The sequence below is a fragment of the Nocardia sp. bgisy118 genome, assembly GCF_057708605.1.
Window position 1 is genome coordinate 58,445 of record NZ_JBYISM010000014.1, and the last position, 16,891, is coordinate 75,335.

Here is a 16,891-nt window from a genome sequence, read left to right on the forward strand (position 1 = left end):
AGCGCTTCGCGGTATCCGGTGCGGGAACCGCCGACCGCGCAAATGATCACACTCCGCGATGCGCGGCGAAAGGGCTGTGCTCACCCTGATTTCTAACCTTGTCCGGCTCCGGCCCTGATCCGCATGATGATTCGGCTCGACCCCTGCTGCACCCGGAGCGGACCGGGGTCCGCAACACCATCCAGAGCGACTGAGAGACCTGGCTCGCCGACGTCGCAGCAACCCCCCGGCCACCGGGTGCGGGTGCTTCCGCCAGGAACGATGGAGGACCGAATGATCTGCCCCCGCAGTGGCGCCCGCCGGACGCGACACCCCGACACGACCTGCCGTCCCACCCCAGCCAGCTGTTCGCGCTGACGCGCCAGACCTTGCACCCGTCGCTGGCCGGGTGACGACCCGACCAGCGCCAGGCGCGGTCGTCTGAGATCTTCCGAAGGGCCCGAACATGAGTGCGTCTCTCGCACCCGACGCCGCCGCGGCGTCCGACGCCGAACCACCCGGCTCCACACCCGGGGACGCCACCGCACAGCGCAGCGTCACGGCACAGCCAGACGTCATCGCACAGCGCGACGCGACCGCACAGCCAAACGTCACCGCACAGCGCGACGCCACCGCGAAACTCGATGACGCACAGCTCGACGCCACAGCACAGCTCGACGCCACCGCACAGCCAGACGTCACCGCACAGCTCGACGCGACAGCACAGCACGACGCCACCGCGAAACTCGATGCCACACAACTCGACGACGCAGAGCTCACCGACGCACAGCTCGCCGACGCGGTGGCCGACGCCGCCACGGCGACACCCGACACCGCGGCGTCGACCGGTGACCGCGTCGCGCAACTCAGCGCCGATTCCGACCGCGCACAGACCGCTCCCACAGTCGCGCGCACCCGCCATCCGTGGCGCTGGGTGGTCAGCGCGGTCGCTCTGGTCCTGCTCGCCCAGTTCGTGCACGGCTTGGTCACCAACCCCGGCTGGGACTGGCCGACGTTCGCGAAATACTTCACCGCGCAGTCGGTTCTGACCGCACTGCGGGTGACCCTGGAACTGACCCTGTGGGGCACCGCGCTCGGCTTCCTGATCGGCACCCTGCTCGCGGTGGCGCGGCTGTCGAACAATCCGGTGCTGCAGGTGATCGCGTGGGTCTACATCTGGGCATTCCGCTCGATCCCGATGATCGTGCAGCTGCTGTTCTGGTTCAACATCGCCTACCTGTATCAGACTCTCTCGCTGGGCATCCCGTTCGGACCGTCGTTCCTCACCTTCGAAGTCAACGGCGTGATCAGCGGATTCACCGCCGCCGTGATCGGTCTCGCGCTGCACCAGGCCGCGTACTCGGCCGAGATCATCCGCGCCGGGCTCATCTCGGTCGATCCCGGCCAGCTGGAAGCGGCGGCGGCGCTGGGCATTCCGCGCCTGCGACAGTTCCGCACCATCGTGGCGCCGCAGGCGATGCGCTCGATCCTGCCGAACGCGACCAACGAGGTGATCAGCCTGTTCAAGGGCACCTCGATCGTCTCGGTGATGGCGATCGCGGAGCTGTTCTACCAGGTCCAGGTGATCTACGGCCGCAACGGCCGGGTGGTGCCGCTGCTCATGGTCGCCACGGTCTGGTACATCGTGCTGACCACGATTCTCACGGTGGCGCAGTACTACATCGAGCGCCACTACGCCAAGGGCGCGCAGCGCACCCCGCCGCCGACGCCATGGCAGAAGCTGCGTCAGCGAGTCCGCGAGATCGCCGAGTCCGGTTCCGCCGCGCCGCGGGGAGCGACCCGATGACCGCGCTGGAGACGCCCGCCGTGCAGGTCAACGGCGTGCGGAAGTCGTTCGGGCGCACCGAGATCCTGCACGGCATCGACCTGACGGTGCGCGCGGGCGAGGTGGTGGCCGTGATCGGGCCGTCCGGATCGGGCAAGTCGACCCTGCTGCGGGTGCTCAACCACCTGGAGCCGGTCGACGCGGGCACCGTGCACATCGACGGCGAGCTGATCGGTTACCGCCTGCGGCGCAACGTCTTGCATCCGCTCTCGGACCGCGACGTCCGCAAGCAGCGTTCCCGCATCGGTTTCGTCTTCCAGCAGTTCAACCTCTTTCCGCATCTCACGGTGCTGGAGAACGTCACCCTCGCGCCGCTCACCGCCCAGCGCAGGGACCGCGCCGAGGTCGAGCGCGAGGCGGAGGCGCTGCTGGAGCGGGTCGGCATCGACGAACTGGCCGACGCCTATCCGCGCAGGCTGTCCGGCGGGCAGCAGCAGCGGGTGGCGATCGCCAGGGCGCTGGCCGTGCGGCCCAGGGTGATCCTGTTCGACGAGCCGACCTCGGCGCTGGACCCCGAGCTGGTCGGCGAGGTGCTCGACGTGATCCGCGATCTGGCCGACGACGGCACCGCGCTGGTGATCGTCACGCACGAGATCGGTTTCGCCCGTGAGGTCGCCGACACGGTCGTGTTCCTCGACGCGGGCGTGATCGTCGAACAGGGCCCGCCCGGCGAGGTCCTGGACAACCCCCGGCATCCGCGCACCCGCGCTTTTCTTTCCCGAGTCCGTTGAGCGTCTTCGCGCTCGGTCCGGCCGGCGCTCCCGCGCCGGGTCCGCCGAGCGCCCCGACGCTCCCAGTCACGAACAGGTTCCCGATGAAGCTCTCCGCCCTGGTCGGCGCACTCGCCGCGGCCGCACTGCTGGTCACCGCGTGCGGCACCGACCCCGACGAAGACCTGCAGGTCTCCTCCGACGGCACGGTCGCGTTCGACCTGTCGCCCGAGCAGTCCGGGCGCATCCGCGCGGACAAGGTCGACGCCATCGCCGCCGAGGTCCCGCAGGCCATCCGCGACCGCGGCACCCTCGTGGTGACCGGCGCGTCCGGCACCGCGCCGCCGCTGCGCTTCTACGCCACCGACGACAGGACGGTGGTCGGCTCCGAGGTCGACTTCGCCTCGCTGGTCGCCGACATCCTCGGATTGAAACTGGTGGCCGGCGTGGCCGACTGGTCGCAGAACTTCGTGCGCGTCGATTCGGGCGAGGTGGACGCGTTCATCTCGAACGTGACCGTCACCGAGGAGCGTAAGGAGAAGTACGACTTCGCCACCTACCGCCACGACAACGTCGCGCTGGAAGTGCCCGCGAAAAGCGATCTGCGATACCAGGACCGCAAGAGCCTGGCGGGCAAGCGAATCGGCGTCGGCACCGGAACCAACCAGGAACAGCTGGTGGTGAAGTGGAACGAGCAGAACCGCGCCGAGGGACTGCCCGCGATCGAGATCGCCTACTACGACAAGACCAGCGATTACTACCTGGCGCTCGCCTCGCAGCGGCTCGACGGCTATCTCGGCCCGAATCCGACGGCGATCTACCACGTGAGCACGGCGAACCAGACCAAGATCGTGGCGACCTTCTCCGGCGCGGGCGAGGCGCTGCAGGGCGAGATCGGGGTACTGACCAAGAAGAACAACGGGCTGATCGGCGCGGTGCAGAAGGCGCTGCGGCACGCCATCGAGTCCGGGCTCTATCAGCGGGTCATCGACCGCTGGGGACTCCAGACCGAGGCCGTCACCGAATCGCGGATCAATCCGCCCGGCCTGCCGAAGCAGCGGTGATCCGATGCCGTACGGAGTATCGACGATCCGCAGGGCGCACTGGATCGCCCAGGACGACCCGCTGGCCGCGCCGCTGCTCGCCGAGCTGGCGCTCGAGTACAGCAGCCGCTACGGCCGCACCCCGGGTGAGGTGCACTCCGATCTGCGCGGGTATCCGGCCGCGCACTTCGCGCCGCCCGAGGGCGGGCTGCTCGTGGTGACCCAGGACGGAGAACCGGTGGCGGGCGGCGCTTTCCAGCAGCTGGACGCGACCACCGCTGAGCTCAAACGGATCTGGACCGCCCGCGAGCACCGCAGGCAGGGTCTCGGCCGGTTCGTGCTGGAGCGGTTGGAGACCGAGATCGCCGACCGCGGTTACCGGCGTATCCACCTGACCACCGGACCGCGCCAGCCGGAGGCGGTCGGCCTGTACCTGGCGGCCGGGTACACCGCGCTCTACGATCCCGCGCTGCCCGCGGAAGAGGTCGGGCCGCACTCGTTCGAGAAGTTCCTCGACCTCGGCGCATGGGAGGCGACGGCATGAAGTTCCTGTTGTTCACGCTGGTGACGCGGGTGCCGGATCCGCGGACGGGCGTGGTGCCGGAGACCAGGGAGCGCTTGCGGTCTGTGGTCGAACAGGCCAGGCTCGCCGAGGATCTCGGGTACGACGGTTTCGCCGTCGGCGAGCGTCACGAGGATCCGTTCCTGTCCGCGGCGCCGCCGGTGCTCCTGTCCCACATCGCGGCCGTGACCTCGCGCATCACGCTGTTCACCGCGGTGACGACGCTGAGCCTGCTGGATCCGGTGCGCGCCTTCGAGGACTACTCGACGCTGGACAACCTGGCGGCCGGACGCCTCGAACTGATCATCGGCAAGGGCAACGGCGCGGCGCAGGCACAGTTGTTCCACGTCACCACCGACGATCAGTGGGAGCGCAATCGCGAAGGCTACGAGCTGTTTCGGCAGCTGTGGGCCAGCGACAGCGTCACCTGGTCGGGACAATTCCGTCCGCCGCTGGAGCGCGCCAAGGCGCTGCCGCGCCCGCTGCAGCCCCGCATCCGGATCTGGCACGGCAGCGCGACCAGCCGCGATTCGGTGGAACTCGCCGCGCGCCACGGTGACCCGCTGTTCTCGGCCAATGTCACCAACCCCATCGAGCCCTACGCCGAACTGGTCCGCCACTACCGCGAGCGGTGGGAGCACTACGGACACGACCCGGCCGACGCCCTGGTCGGGGCGGGCACCGCGGGCTTCCACGTGGCGCGCACCTCGCAGGAGGCGCTGACCACCTACCGTCCGATCTTCGAGGCACGGCTGGCGCTGAGCCGAAAGCTCGGTCTACCCATCGTGTTCGAGACCCTCGATGATTTCGTCGACCGCAGCTCCGCGCTGATCGGCAGCCCGGAACAGGTCATCGACAAGGTCGGCCGCCAATACGAGCGATTCGGTCACGAGGTGATCCACCTGTCCGCCGAGCGCGACGGGCGCACCGTGGCCGAGCACCGCGACAGCCTCGAACTCTTCCAATCCGAGGTGGCGCCAGAGCTGCGCCGCCGAATTCCCAGCAGGCCGTTGGCCGCAAACACCGCAAGTAGCGAACTCATTGGAGTGACACCGTGATCCGAACCCGCCATCGAATTTTCGCGCTGGTCGGCGCGCTCGCCGCGACGAGCGCCCTGGCCGCCTGCGGCAGCGATTCGAGCGCGCCGGGGGGCGACGCGGGTCCGCCGCGCCCGGGCGGCACCCTGCGCTACGGGCTGTCCCAGGCGCCGACCTGCTCGGATCCGGCGCAGGCAGGCACCAACCAGACCATCTACGTCGCGCGGCAGATCGTCGATTCGCTCACCGACCAGGATCCGCAGACCGGTGAGCTGAAGCCCTGGCTGGCGCGCAGCTGGGAGATCAGCCCGGACGCGAAGGTGTTCACCTTCCACCTCGCCGACGGCGTCACCTTCAGCGACGGCACCCCGCTCACCGCGGAATCGGTGCGCAACACCTTCGATTCGGTGCTGCGGCTGGGCGGGGCGAAGGCGCCGCTCGGCGCCAGCTACCTCACCAACTACGTGAGCACCACCGCCGTGGACCGGCTCACCGCGCGCGTGGAGTTCAGCCAGCCCAATGCCCAGTTCCTCCAGGCTTCGTCGACTGTGCAGCTCGGTATTCTCGCCGACGCGACGACGGCCAAGTCGGCCGAGCAGCGCTGCCTGGGCGACAACATCGGCAGCGGGCCGTTCACCTACGCGGGCTGGCGCCAGGATCAGTCGGCGACGCTGGCCAAGCGCGCCGGATACGGCTGGGGCTCCGCGGTGTTCGCGCACCAGGGCGAGGCCTACCTGGACCGCATCGAATTCACGGTGGTACCGGAATCCGGCGTGCGCACCGGCAGTCTCGTCTCCGGTCAGCTCGACGCGATCAGCGACGCGCTGCCGCAGGACGTGCCGCAGCTGGAGGCCGCGGGCGCGCGTCTGCTCAGCACGGCCAATCCCGGTGTGCCGTTCGGCCTCCAGCCCAACGTGACCCGCGGTCCGCTGCGTGACCCCGCGGTGCGCCAGGCGCTGCTGCCCGCCATCGACCGCAAGCAACTGGTCGACACTGTGCTCGGCCCGCAGTTCAAGCCGGCCAGCGGCCCGCTGGCCAGCGCCACGCCGGGCTACCAGGACTTCTCGGCGCGGGTGAGCTACGACCCTGCCACAGCGAAGAGCATCCTGGACCAGGCGGGCTGGACGCCGGGCGGCGACGGCATCCGCGCGAAGAACGGTGAGCGACTGTCGTTCTCGGTGCTGTTCAGCCAGGCGTTCGCGGGCAACCAGGCCATCCTCGAGCTGGTGCAGCAGCAGCTGCGGCAGGTCGGCGTGGAACTGAAGCTGGACCTGGTGTCCGGACCGGAGAACACCGCGCGGCAGAACGCCAAGGATTTCGACGCCACCTACTACAACTCCACCCGTGCCGACGGCGACATCCTGCGCACGGCGTTCAGTGTGGACGGCCGCAACTTCAATGCTCGCGAACGCATTCCCGCACTGGACGACGCCCTCCGCAACCAGCTCAGCACGGCCGACCCCGCCGCGCGCACCGCGCTCATCCGCACCGCGCAGGAGCAGGTGCTCGAGGCGGGGCTGTGGATCCCGACCATCGAGCTCTCCCAGGCGATCGGCGCCGCCGGGCACACCAGGGACCTGAAGTTCGAGGCCTCGGCCCGGCTGCAGTTCTTCGACACCTGGCTGAGCGGACACTGAGATGGCCCGCTATCTGGCGCTGCGCGTCCTGCAGGCGATCTGGGTGCTCTGGGCGGCGTTCAGCATCTCGTTCGTGGTGCTCTACCTGCTGCCCGCCGACCCGGTCTCCATCGCGGCCGACGGCGGCGGCGCGGGAACGCCGATCGACAAGGCCGCGATCGCGGAGCTGCAGGCCCGCTACGGGCTGGATCGTCCGCTGTGGGACCAGTATTGGACCGCGCTCGGCAATGCGGTCCGCGGCGATCTCGGACTCTCCATCGCGACCGGGCAGCCGGTGACCGAGGCGATCGGTGACGCCGTGCCCTCGACCCTCGGATTGGCCTCGCTCGCCCTGCTCTTCGCCACCGTGGGCGGGGTGGCGGTGGCCTTCGCCGCGACTTACACGCGCAGGCCCTGGCTGCGCAACCTGCTCGCCGCGGTGCCACCGCTCGGCGTCTCGGTGCCGACGTTCTGGACGGGACTGCTGCTGCTCCAGCTGTTCTCGTTCCGATGGCACCTGGCGCCCGCGTTCGGCGGACAGGGACTGCGTGGCACGGTGCTTCCCGCGCTGACCCTGGCCATCCCGATCGGCGCGGTGATCGCGCAGGTGCTCGCTGCCGGGCTGGAGTCCACATGGCGGCAGCCGTTCACCGAAGTCGCGCTGGCCAAAGGCGCTTCGCGCTGGTGGGTGCAGCGCAGGCATGTGGCCCGGCTGGCCAGCGTGCCCGCGTTCACCATCGCGGGGGTGCTGGTGGGCAACCTGCTGGCCGGTTCGGTCGTCGTGGAGACGGTGTTCGCGCGCACCGGCGTCGGCAGGCTCACGCAGATCTCGGTGCTGGCCCAGGACATTCCGGTGGTCCAGGGCATCGTGCTGCTGACCTCGCTGGTGTTCGTGGCCGTGAATCTGGCTGTGGACCTGCTGTATCCGCTTCTCGATCCGCGGATCGCGGTGCGCGGCGGTCGTTCCGGCGGCGACGCGACGGAGGCCGAGGACATCGCGGAGGAGGTGCTCGTCCGTGTGTGACGAAAACGCCGCGGATCGAGAGAGGAATGCCCGTGGTTGACGTGGTCGACAAGACCCGCCGGATCGCGCTGCCCGGCTTGGGCCGACCGGCGCCGAGCCTGCGGGCGCTCCCGCGCAACGCCGGGCTGATCCTCTCGGCGGCGGTGACGCTGCTGGCGCTCGGGTGGGCGCTGGCGCCGTCGCTGTTCGCCGGCGGTGACCCGCTCACCGGCGTCCCCGCCGAGAAGTTCCAGCCGCCGAGCGCCCAGCACTGGTTCGGCACGGACAACCTCGGGCGCGATCTGTACACGCGGATGGTGCACGGCGCCGGGCTCTCGCTCACCGCCACGCTGTCCGCCGTCGCACTGGCCTTGGTGGCCGGGGCGCTGCTCGGGCTGCTGGCTGGAGCAATCGGCGGTGTCGTCGACGCGATCGCGATGCGCGTAGTGGACGTGCTGCTCTCCATTCCGGCGCTGCTGCTGTCGCTGGCGCTGGTCACCGCGCTCGGGTTCGGAACCCGCAATGTCGCCATCGCCGTCGGTGTTTCGCTGATCGCCAACTTCGCGCGGGTGATGCGCTCGGAGGTGCTTCGGCTGCGGCGTGCGGTCTACGTCGAGGCGGCGCACGCTTCCGGGGTGCGCTGGTACACGGTGCTCGCCCGGCACGTCCTGCCCAACTCCTACCAACCCGTGCTCGCGCTGGCCGCGGTCGAGTTCGGCATGGCGGTGCTCTCGGTCTCGGCGCTCAGCTTCCTCGGCTACGGCACCAAACCGCCCACCCCCGAATGGGGCTCGCTCATCTCCGAGGGCCGCAACTACCTCGCCACCGCTTGGTGGCTCACCACCCTCCCCGGGCTGGTGATCATCGCCGTCGTGCTGGCCGCACAGCGCCTCGGCCGCGCCGCAGGAAGGACCGATCAGCCGTGAGCAACCCGACCACCGCCCACGCCGACCGGCAGCCCGCCGAAGACAGCGCCGCCGCGCCACCCGACGCATCGCGCTCGGAACCCCGCTCCGCGCAGCCAGGCGACGCCGAAACCCGATCGCAGGGCGAGGGGTCACCGCCTGGCGGCAGCGAGATCTCGGATGCGAGTCGCGCTACGCGAGTCGCCCGACACGAGCCGACCGAACGACCGGCGGACGGCTCGACCCCGTCGAGCACCGAGAACGACACCGCGCGTCCGGCTCGGCGCGAGGACGAGCGCACCGCGGAAGGTGCACTGCTGCACGTGGATCGACTGCGCGTCGACTACCGCTCTTCCGCGGGGCCGGTCACCGCGCTGGCAGGCGCCTCGCTGCGCGTCGCTCGCGGCGAGGTGGTGGCACTGGTCGGCGAGTCCGGTTCCGGGAAGTCGACGCTGGCGCACGCCGTGATCGGGTTGCTCGGCGCGACCGCGGAGATCGGCTCGGGGACCATCACTTTCGACGGCGAACGGGTCGACTCCGGCTCGGAACGAGCGCTGCGCAAGTTGCGCGGGGCGCGGATCGGGTTCGTACCGCAGGACCCGGGGCTCTCGCTGAATCCCGTGCGCCGAGTGGGCGATCAGGTGGCCGAGGCGCTGCTCGTGCATCGGCGCGTCGATCGCCGCAGTGCGCAAGTGCGAGTGCTGGAGCTGCTCACCGAGGTCGGATTGGACCGCCCGGAGGTGCGGGCGGAGCAGTACCCGCACGAACTGTCGGGTGGGCAGCGCCAGCGGGTGCTGATCGCCATCGCCTTGGCCTGTGGTCCGGAGCTGATCATCGCCGACGAGCCGACCAGCGCGCTGGACGCCACCGTGGCGCGGCGGGTGCTCGACCGGCTCGCCGAGCGCACCACGGCGCGCGGCACAGCGGTGTTGCTCATCACCCACGACCTGGCGATGGCCGCCGAACGCGCCGACCGGCTGGTGGTGCTCAACGGCGGCGAGGTCGTCGAGTCCGGGCCGACGGCGGAGATCCTCACCGCGCCGCGGCATCCGTACACCAAACGGCTGCTGAGCTCCGCGCCGAGCCTGGCCCCCGGCCCGCCGCGACCGGAACGGCCGCGCAACGGGGAACCGCTGCTCGTGCTGCGTGAGGTGCGCAAGCGCTTCCACGCCCGCTCCGGCGACGCCATCACGGCGGTCGACGGCGTCGGCTTCGAGCTGGGCCGCGGTGAAACCCTCTCCCTGGTAGGCGAATCCGGCTCCGGCAAGTCGACCACCGCGCGGATCGCGCTGCGGCTCACCGACGCCGACCACGGCAGCGTCGTCTTCGACGGCGAGAATCTCACCGCAGCCCGTCGCGGCAGGCTGCGGACGCTGCGGCGCCGGTTCCAGGTGGTGTACCAGAACCCGTACTCCTCACTGGATCCGCGCTGGCGCGTCGGCGCGATCATCGAGGAACCGTTGCGCGCGTATGGGATCGGCGACCGCGTCGGCCGCCGCGATCGGGTGCGGGAACTGCTCGGCCAGGTCGCGCTGCCGGAGCGTTTCGCCGAACGCCGGCCCGCGGAACTGTCCGGCGGCCAGCGCCAGCGGGTGGCCATCGCGCGTGCGCTGGCACTGCACCCCGACCTGTTGGTACTGGACGAGCCGGTCTCCGCGCTGGACGCCTCGGTGCAGGCGCAGATCCTCGAACTGCTCGACCGCCTGCAATCCGAACTCGACCTGAGCTACCTGTTCATCTCGCACGACCTGGCCGTGGTGCGGCGGATCAGCGACCACGTGGCCGTCATGCGCCGCGGCCGCATCGTCGAAACCGGCCGTACCGCGGAGATCTTCGAGAATCCGCGCCACGACTACACCAGGGAATTGCTCTCCGCGATCCCCTCCCCAGCACGAGGAGCCGCCTGATGGATTTCGCAACGGAAAGGACCGCATGATGCCGGATTCGGATTTCTTCCTCGCGGTGGAACTCACCGGGACCGGCGCGCACCCGGCGTCGTGGCGACGCCAGGACTCGCGCGCCGAGGACCTGTTCACCGCCGATTACTGGGTCGACGCGATCACCGCCGCCGAAAAGGCCGGAGCCGACGCCGTTTTCCTGCCTGATTCCTTCGGATTGCCGCCCGGCGGCGCCGAGATCGCCAAGGGCAGGCTCGACGCGGTGGCGATCGCGGCCCGCGCCGCGGCCGCCACGCGGCGCATCGGCCTGCTGCCGCAGGCGCCGGTCACCCATACCGAGCCGTTCCACCTGTCCAAGGCGATCGCCAGCCTCGACTTCGCCACCCTCGGGCGCGCGGGCTGGGAGGTCACCGTGTCCGAGGGCGCCGAGCAGGCGAAGGCGTTCGGCCGCAAGGGCGCTCAGGACACGGCGGCGCTGTGGCACGAGGCGGACGAAGCCGTCGAGGTGGTCACGCGGCTGTGGGATTCCTGGGAGGACGACGCGGAGATCCGCGACCTGCCGACCGGGCGTTTCATCGACAGGGACAAGCTGCACTACATCGACTACGCGGGCGACAACTTCTCGGTGAAGGGGCCGTCGATCACGCCGCGCTCACCGCAGGGGCAGCCGATCGTCGCGGTCCGCGCCGACGAAGGGCCGAGCATCCAGGTCGCGGTGCGCCGCGCCGACCTGATTCGCATCGCCCCACCGGATCTCGACGCCGCGCACGCCAGGCGCGCCGCGCTGCGCAGCGCACTGCTCGGCGCGGAGCGCGACCCGGACGCCGCGCGCGTGCTCCTCGACATCGACGTCCACCTCGCCGATACCGCCGAGCGCGCGCACGAGGAACTGGCCGAGCTGGACCGCTGGTCGGCGTCCGCGACGGCGGCGGTGTCCGGTGCGCTCGCCGCGCCGCAGGTCGGTACCAGGGCCGCCGGCGCGGCGCTGCGACACGTCGGCACCGGCGACTCGCTGACCGAATTGCTCGCCGCCGTGGCCGAATCGGGCGCTGCCGACGGCGTGGTGCTGCGGCCGCTCGCGGTGCACGCCACCCTGAGCAGGCTGCCCACCGTGCCGCCCGCACCCGCCACCACCTTGCGCGAGCGGCTGGATCTGCCGCGCCCGGTGAGCCGCTACGCCACGATTCAGGAAGGGACACCGTCATGAGTTCCGCCAAGCCGCGCAAGACCGTGCATCTGGCCGCGCACTTCCCCGGGGTGAACAACACCACGGTCTGGAGCGATCCGGCGTCCAAGAGCCAGATCGACTTCGAATCCTTCGTCCACCTGGCCCGCACCGCCGAACGCGGCCTGTTCGACTTCTTCTTCCTCGCCGAGGGCCTGCGGCTGCGCGAACACCTCGGGCGCATCCACGATCTGGACGTGGTCGGCAGGCCCGACACCTTCACGGTACTCAACGCGCTGGCCGGAGTCACCGAGAAGCTGGGGCTGGCAGGCACCATCAATTCCACCTACAACGAACCGTTCGAGCTGGCCAAGCAGTTCGCGTCGCTGGATCACCTGTCGGGCGGGCGCGCGGCGTGGAACGTCGTCACCTCCTCCGACGCGTTCACCGGCGAGAACTTCCGCCGCGGCGGATATCTGGAGCACGCGGATCGTTACCGCCGCGCGGCCGAGACGGTCGAGGTGGCGCGCGCCCTGTGGGACAGCTGGCCCGCCGACACGCTGGTCGTCGATCGCGAGGCGGGCGTCTTCGCCAGAGAGATTCCCGAAACCCGCCACCGCGGTGCGCAATTCGACATCGCCGCGCGCTTCGTGCTGCCGCCGAGCCCGCAGGGTCACCCGGTGTTGTTGCAGGCGGGCGATTCCGACGACGGCCGCGAATTCGGCGCCGCCACCGCCGACGCCATCTTCACCGGGCACGGCACGCTGGAGGCGGGACAGGCGTTCTACACCGACATGAAGGGCCGCCTCGCCAAATACGGTCGCGCGCACGACGAGCTGAAGATCCTGCCCGCCGCCACCTTCGTGCTCGGCGACACCGCCACCGAGGCCGAGGACCGGGCCAGGCACATCCGCCGCCAGCAGGTGGGCCCGCAGACCGCCATCGCGTTCCTCGAACAGGTCTGGGGCCGTGACCTTTCCGGCTACGACCCGGACGGCCCGCTGCCCGAGGTCGACCCCTCCGGCGACGTGAACATCACCAGGGGCCGGGTGCGCCACGCGAAGGATCCGCGTGCGGTCGCCGAGGCATGGCGCGCCAAGGCCGAGGCCGAGAAGCTGAGCATCCGCGAACTGATCATCGAGGTCACCGCGCGCCAGCAGTTCGTCGGCACGCCCGCCGAAGTGGCCGAACGCATCGACGAATACGTGCAGACCGACGCCGCCGACGGTTTCATCCTCGTCCCCCACCTCACACCGGCCGGACTCGACGAGTTCGTCGACCGCGTCGTCCCGGAACTCCAGGAGCGCGGCAGCTTCCGCACCGAGTACACCGGCGACACCCTGCGCGACCATCTCGGCCTGCGCCACCCCCACCACCGCACATCCGTCCACGAAGGAGCCAGAGCGTCATGACCGCAACCACCGCAACCAGTTTCGACACCGAGTGGGCCGCCTGGCACGCCGCGCGAGAGGACCAGCTGCGCGACCGGCTCGGCTTTCTCAGCCTGACCGGACTGCACTGGCTCACCGACCAGCCCGAGCGCCTGCCCGACGTACCCGGCACCTGGTGGGTCACCGACAACAAGGTGTTCATCACCGCGCAACCGGCCGACCGCCTGACGTTCGACGGCACCGACATCGCGGGCGTGCAGATCCTCACCCCGGTCGAAGGCGCGCCGGGTCTCGAGGTCCGCCACGAGCAGCGCCTGCTCGAGGTGATCCGGCGTACCGGACGTTACGCCGTGCGGATTCACGATCCCGCCGCCCCGACCCTGGCCGCGTTCACGGGCATCCCCGCCTACGAGCCGGATTCGCGCTGGATCGTACCCGGCCGCTTCGAACCGTTCGCCGAGCCGCGGACCGTCGTCACCGCGGCGGTGGTCGACGGGCTCGAGCACCACCGCACCGCCGCGGGCACCCTCGAATTCACCCTCGGCGCTGTCACCGAACGCGTCGTCGCGTTCCAGGCCGGAGACGGGCTGCGCATCCTGTTCACCGATGCCACCAGCGGCGTCACCACGTATCCCGCGGCCAGGTCGCTGAGCGTCGCCGCGCCGGACGCCGACGGCTCGGTGCTGCTCGACTTCAACCGGGCGGCCAATCTGCCCTGCGCCTTCACCGATTTCGCGACCTGCCCGGTGGCGCCGGAGCAGAACCGGCTGCGGGTGGCCATCGAGGCGGGCGAGCAGGATCCCCGGCTCGCGAGGAGGCAGGCGTGACGGTCCCGCTCTCCATCCTCGACCTGTCCCCCATCAGCGCCGGGTCCACCGCGCAGCAGGCGCTGCGCAACACCGTCGACCTGGCCCAGCACGCCGAACAGTGGGGCTATCACCGGTATTGGCTGGCCGAACACCATTTCGTCGCGGTGGCCAGTTCCAGCTCGATCACCCTGATCGGACTGGTCGCGGCCAACACCTCCCGGATTCGGGTGGGTTCGGCGGCGGTGCAGGTGGGCCACCACACCTCGGCCTCGATCGTGGAGGCGTTCGGCACCATCGACGCGCTGTACCCGGGCAGGCTGGACCTCGGGCTCGGGCGTTCCGGCCACCGGCGGGCCCAATTCGGCGCGGAGCCAGAGCATCCCAAGGGCGGGAGGCCGGTGGTCGACACCGCGACCGGACGCACCGAGATCCGCGACGGCGTGGTGGTCCCGCCGCCCTTCGATGCGGGCCGCTTCATCGACCGGTCCCGTTTCGTGGCCTCGCTGCGCGCACTGCAACAGCCTGGCGCGCAGGCGCCGGATTTCGCCGACCAGATCGCCGAGGTGCGGGCCCTGCTCGCGGGCACCTACGTCAGCGAGGACGGCATTCCGCTGCACGCGGTCCCCGGTGAGAACGCGCAGGTGCAGCTGTGGCTGTTCGGCAGCTCCGGCGGCGAGAGCGCCGAGCTGGCGGGCAGGCTCGGACTGCCGTTCGCGGCGGCCTATCACGTGGCGCCCGGCTCCGCGCTCGACGCCGTCGCCGCCTACCGCGCGGCGTTCCGCCCTTCCCAGTACCTGTCCGAGCCGTACGTGGTGGTGTCGGCCGACGTGGTGGTCGGCGCCGACGACGCGAAGGCCAGAGAGCTCGCCTCGGGCTACGGGCACTGGGTGTACAGCATCCGCAGCGGCGCGGGCGCGGCCGAGTTCCTCGCGCCGGACGCCGCGGGCCCGCTGACCCCCGATCAGCGGCGGCTGGTGGACGACCGGCTGGCCACCCAGTTCGTCGGGTCGCCGAGCACGGTGGTGGAACGGCTCGCCGCCTTGCAGCAGGTCACGGGCGCGAACGAGTTGCTGATCACCAGCGTCGCCCACGAGCACGCCGACCGGCTCGAATCCCATCGGCTGCTGGCCGAGGCGTGGGGGCTGCGAGCGGCCCGCGCCGCCTGATGTGCGAATGCCCCGCCGGTCGTCGACCGGCGGGGCATCGGCGTGCGGTCGTCGAGCGATCAGAGGCGCGCGCTCGCCACGCTGTCATCGACGTGGTGCCATCGAGCGCACCCCGGCGCCGCGGCCTCGCAGCGCACCGGCGTTGTGCCTCGAGCGCGCTCGACACGCTGTCGTCGACGCTGTGCCTCGAGCGCACCCGGCGCTGTGCCATCGAGCACATCCGGGGCTGCGGCCCATCGAGCACACCGGCACTGAGCCTCGAGCACGCTCGACACGCTGTCGTCGACGCTGTGCCTCGAGCGCACCCGGCGCTGTGCCATCGAGCACATCCGGGGCTGCGACTCATCGAGCACACCGGCACTGAGCCTCGGGCACGCTCGACACGCTGCGCCATCGCTCGCATCCGGCGCGGTGGCCATCAAGCGCACCAGCGCTGTGCGTCGAGCGCACCCGGTGCGGTGCGCCATCGAGCGCACCGGCGCGGTGTCGTCTAGGCGCTGACGGGCGCCGCGGTGACGCCGTAGCCGAGGTTGGTCAGCACCTCGCTGGTCGCCTTGGCGAAATTCAGGGTGATGAAGTGCAGGCAGGGCGCGCCCTCGTCGATCAGCCGCTGCGCCATCTCCGTGGCGATCTCGATGCCCACCTCGCGCACCGCGGCGCGGTCCTCCTCGGGGCCGTCGCCCGCGGCCTTGCGCAGCCGCGCCAGCACCGCGTCGGGCAGCGGACGGCCGCACAGTTCCTCGGCCCGCGCCACGGTGCGCAGCGAGGTGATCGGCATCAGCTCCGGGATGATCGGCTTGGCGGCCTCGATCGGATCCAAGGCCGCGACCCGGTCGCGCAGGCGCAGGTAGTGCTCGACCTCGAAGAACATCTGGGTGATCGAATATTCCGCCCCGGCACGCAGTTTCGCGGCCAGGAAGGCGGTGTCGGAGTCCAGGTCCGGGGAGCGGTGATGACCCTGTGGGAAGGAGGCGACACCGACGTGGAAATCGCCGAGATCGCGGACGATGCGGACCAGTTCCTCGGCGTACTCCACACCCTCCGGGTGCTTGTGCCACTCGCCGAGCGGGTCGCCGGGCGGGTCGCCGCGCAGCACCAGGATGTTGCGGATGCCGGAGTCGGCGTACGCGCCGACCAGCGAGCGCAGCTCGGCCACGCTGTGCCCGACGGCGGTCAGGTGCGCCACCGGCAGCAGGGTGGTCTCCTGCGCCAGCTGACCGGTCACCCGCACGGTGCGGTCCTTGGTGGAACCGCCCGCCCCGTAGGTCATCGACACGAACGCCGGATGCATGCGCTCGAACTCGCGCACGGCGCGCCAGAGCCTGGCCTCGCCCGCGGCATCGCGCGGCGGGTTGAACTCGACGGAGAACGGTACGTTCCGGCCCGAATGGACCTGCAAGCTCTGCACAACCGAAGGCGTTCCCGAGACGATCGGTGGCGTCGGGGACGGGCGCCCTGGGGTCGAACGTCCCCGCACGGAATCGAAAGTCACCGGTTCAGTGTAGTGGGACGGCCGTCCTGACATGCGCGCTCACTCCGGCTCCGGCGGATATCCGCTGCCGTCGCGGCCGTGCGCGGGGCCCGTCGGCGGGCTTCGTCCGGTCGCACTCGTTCCGCGTAACTCCGGCCGCGCGCCGGGCGCGAGACGTCCTATGTCCGACCACCCCATCAGTGGTTGTTTCGAGGCGGAGGTTGGTCGCCGACAGGATGGGATGGCCGCGTATTCTCTGATACGGCACCACTATCGCTGCGGCCGGACCG

The 16,891-nt window shown here is 70.7% G+C and carries 14 protein-coding genes and 1 riboswitch; of the genes, 13 read left to right on the forward strand and 1 reads right to left on the reverse strand.

What is annotated here, in order from left to right:
• Nucleotides 1–174 precede the first annotated feature (174 nt).
• Nucleotides 175–268: riboswitch (SAM riboswitch) on the forward strand.
• A 513-nt stretch (nucleotides 269–781) separates the two neighbouring features.
• The 13 genes from AC3EO7_RS18745 (at nucleotide 782) to AC3EO7_RS18805 (ending at nucleotide 15,130) form a co-directional block, all read left to right on the forward strand.
• On the forward strand, nucleotides 782–1,786 hold the full coding sequence (locus AC3EO7_RS18745; RefSeq protein WP_435591972.1) for an amino acid ABC transporter permease: 1,005 nt from the start codon (nucleotides 782–784) through the stop codon (nucleotides 1,784–1,786).
• Complete coding sequence (locus AC3EO7_RS18750; RefSeq protein WP_435591911.1) at nucleotides 1,783–2,556, forward strand: amino acid ABC transporter ATP-binding protein; 774 nt, start codon at nucleotides 1,783–1,785, stop codon at nucleotides 2,554–2,556. Before AC3EO7_RS18745 ends, AC3EO7_RS18750 begins: the two co-directional genes overlap by 4 nt.
• An 83-nt stretch (nucleotides 2,557–2,639) precedes the next feature.
• Nucleotides 2,640–3,599: an ABC transporter substrate-binding protein gene (locus tag AC3EO7_RS18755; RefSeq protein WP_435591912.1), complete on the forward strand. Its 960-nt coding sequence runs from the start codon at nucleotides 2,640–2,642 to the stop codon at nucleotides 3,597–3,599.
• 4 nt (nucleotides 3,600–3,603) lie between these two features.
• Complete coding sequence (locus AC3EO7_RS18760; RefSeq protein WP_435591913.1) at nucleotides 3,604–4,122, forward strand: GNAT family N-acetyltransferase; 519 nt, start codon at nucleotides 3,604–3,606, stop codon at nucleotides 4,120–4,122.
• Complete coding sequence (locus tag AC3EO7_RS18765) at nucleotides 4,119–5,198, forward strand: LLM class flavin-dependent oxidoreductase (RefSeq protein WP_435591914.1); 1,080 nt, start codon at nucleotides 4,119–4,121, stop codon at nucleotides 5,196–5,198. Before AC3EO7_RS18760 ends, AC3EO7_RS18765 begins: the two co-directional genes overlap by 4 nt.
• Complete coding sequence (locus AC3EO7_RS18770) at nucleotides 5,195–6,814, forward strand: ABC transporter substrate-binding protein (RefSeq protein WP_435591915.1); 1,620 nt, start codon at nucleotides 5,195–5,197, stop codon at nucleotides 6,812–6,814. The genes AC3EO7_RS18765 and AC3EO7_RS18770 overlap by 4 nt, the downstream gene beginning before the upstream one ends.
• A 1-nt stretch (nucleotide 6,815) precedes the next feature.
• Nucleotides 6,816–7,817 carry an ABC transporter permease gene (locus AC3EO7_RS18775; RefSeq protein WP_431963498.1) on the forward strand — a complete coding sequence of 334 codons (1,002 nt, stop codon included), beginning with the start codon at nucleotides 6,816–6,818 and terminating at the stop codon, nucleotides 7,815–7,817.
• A 26-nt stretch (nucleotides 7,818–7,843) separates the two neighbouring features.
• The gene (locus AC3EO7_RS18780) at nucleotides 7,844–8,722 is read left to right on the forward strand and encodes an ABC transporter permease (protein WP_431963496.1); all 879 of its coding nucleotides are present in this window, start codon (nucleotides 7,844–7,846) and stop codon (nucleotides 8,720–8,722) included.
• 293 nt (nucleotides 8,723–9,015) lie between these two features.
• Nucleotides 9,016–10,608 carry a dipeptide ABC transporter ATP-binding protein gene (locus tag AC3EO7_RS18785; RefSeq protein WP_435591973.1) on the forward strand — a complete coding sequence of 531 codons (1,593 nt, stop codon included), beginning with the start codon at nucleotides 9,016–9,018 and terminating at the stop codon, nucleotides 10,606–10,608.
• Between the two features lie 28 nt (nucleotides 10,609–10,636).
• A complete protein-coding gene (locus AC3EO7_RS18790; protein WP_435591916.1) occupies nucleotides 10,637–11,806 on the forward strand; it encodes an LLM class flavin-dependent oxidoreductase in 1,170 nt (389 codons plus the stop codon).
• Complete coding sequence (locus AC3EO7_RS18795; RefSeq protein ID WP_431963492.1) at nucleotides 11,803–13,176, forward strand: NtaA/DmoA family FMN-dependent monooxygenase; 1,374 nt, start codon at nucleotides 11,803–11,805, stop codon at nucleotides 13,174–13,176. The genes AC3EO7_RS18790 and AC3EO7_RS18795 overlap by 4 nt, the downstream gene beginning before the upstream one ends.
• A complete protein-coding gene (locus AC3EO7_RS18800; protein WP_435591917.1) occupies nucleotides 13,173–13,982 on the forward strand; it encodes a DUF1684 domain-containing protein in 810 nt (269 codons plus the stop codon). The genes AC3EO7_RS18795 and AC3EO7_RS18800 overlap by 4 nt, the downstream gene beginning before the upstream one ends.
• Nucleotides 13,979–15,130 carry an LLM class flavin-dependent oxidoreductase gene (locus AC3EO7_RS18805; protein WP_431963488.1) on the forward strand — a complete coding sequence of 384 codons (1,152 nt, stop codon included), beginning with the start codon at nucleotides 13,979–13,981 and terminating at the stop codon, nucleotides 15,128–15,130. Before AC3EO7_RS18800 ends, AC3EO7_RS18805 begins: the two co-directional genes overlap by 4 nt.
• A 490-nt stretch (nucleotides 15,131–15,620) precedes the next feature.
• Here the strand turns inward: AC3EO7_RS18805 and AC3EO7_RS18810 are convergent, their stop codons facing one another.
• The gene (locus tag AC3EO7_RS18810) at nucleotides 15,621–16,622 is read right to left on the reverse strand and encodes a methylenetetrahydrofolate reductase (RefSeq protein ID WP_431963486.1); all 1,002 of its coding nucleotides are present in this window, start codon (nucleotides 16,620–16,622) and stop codon (nucleotides 15,621–15,623) included.
• Nucleotides 16,623–16,891 lie beyond the last annotated feature (269 nt).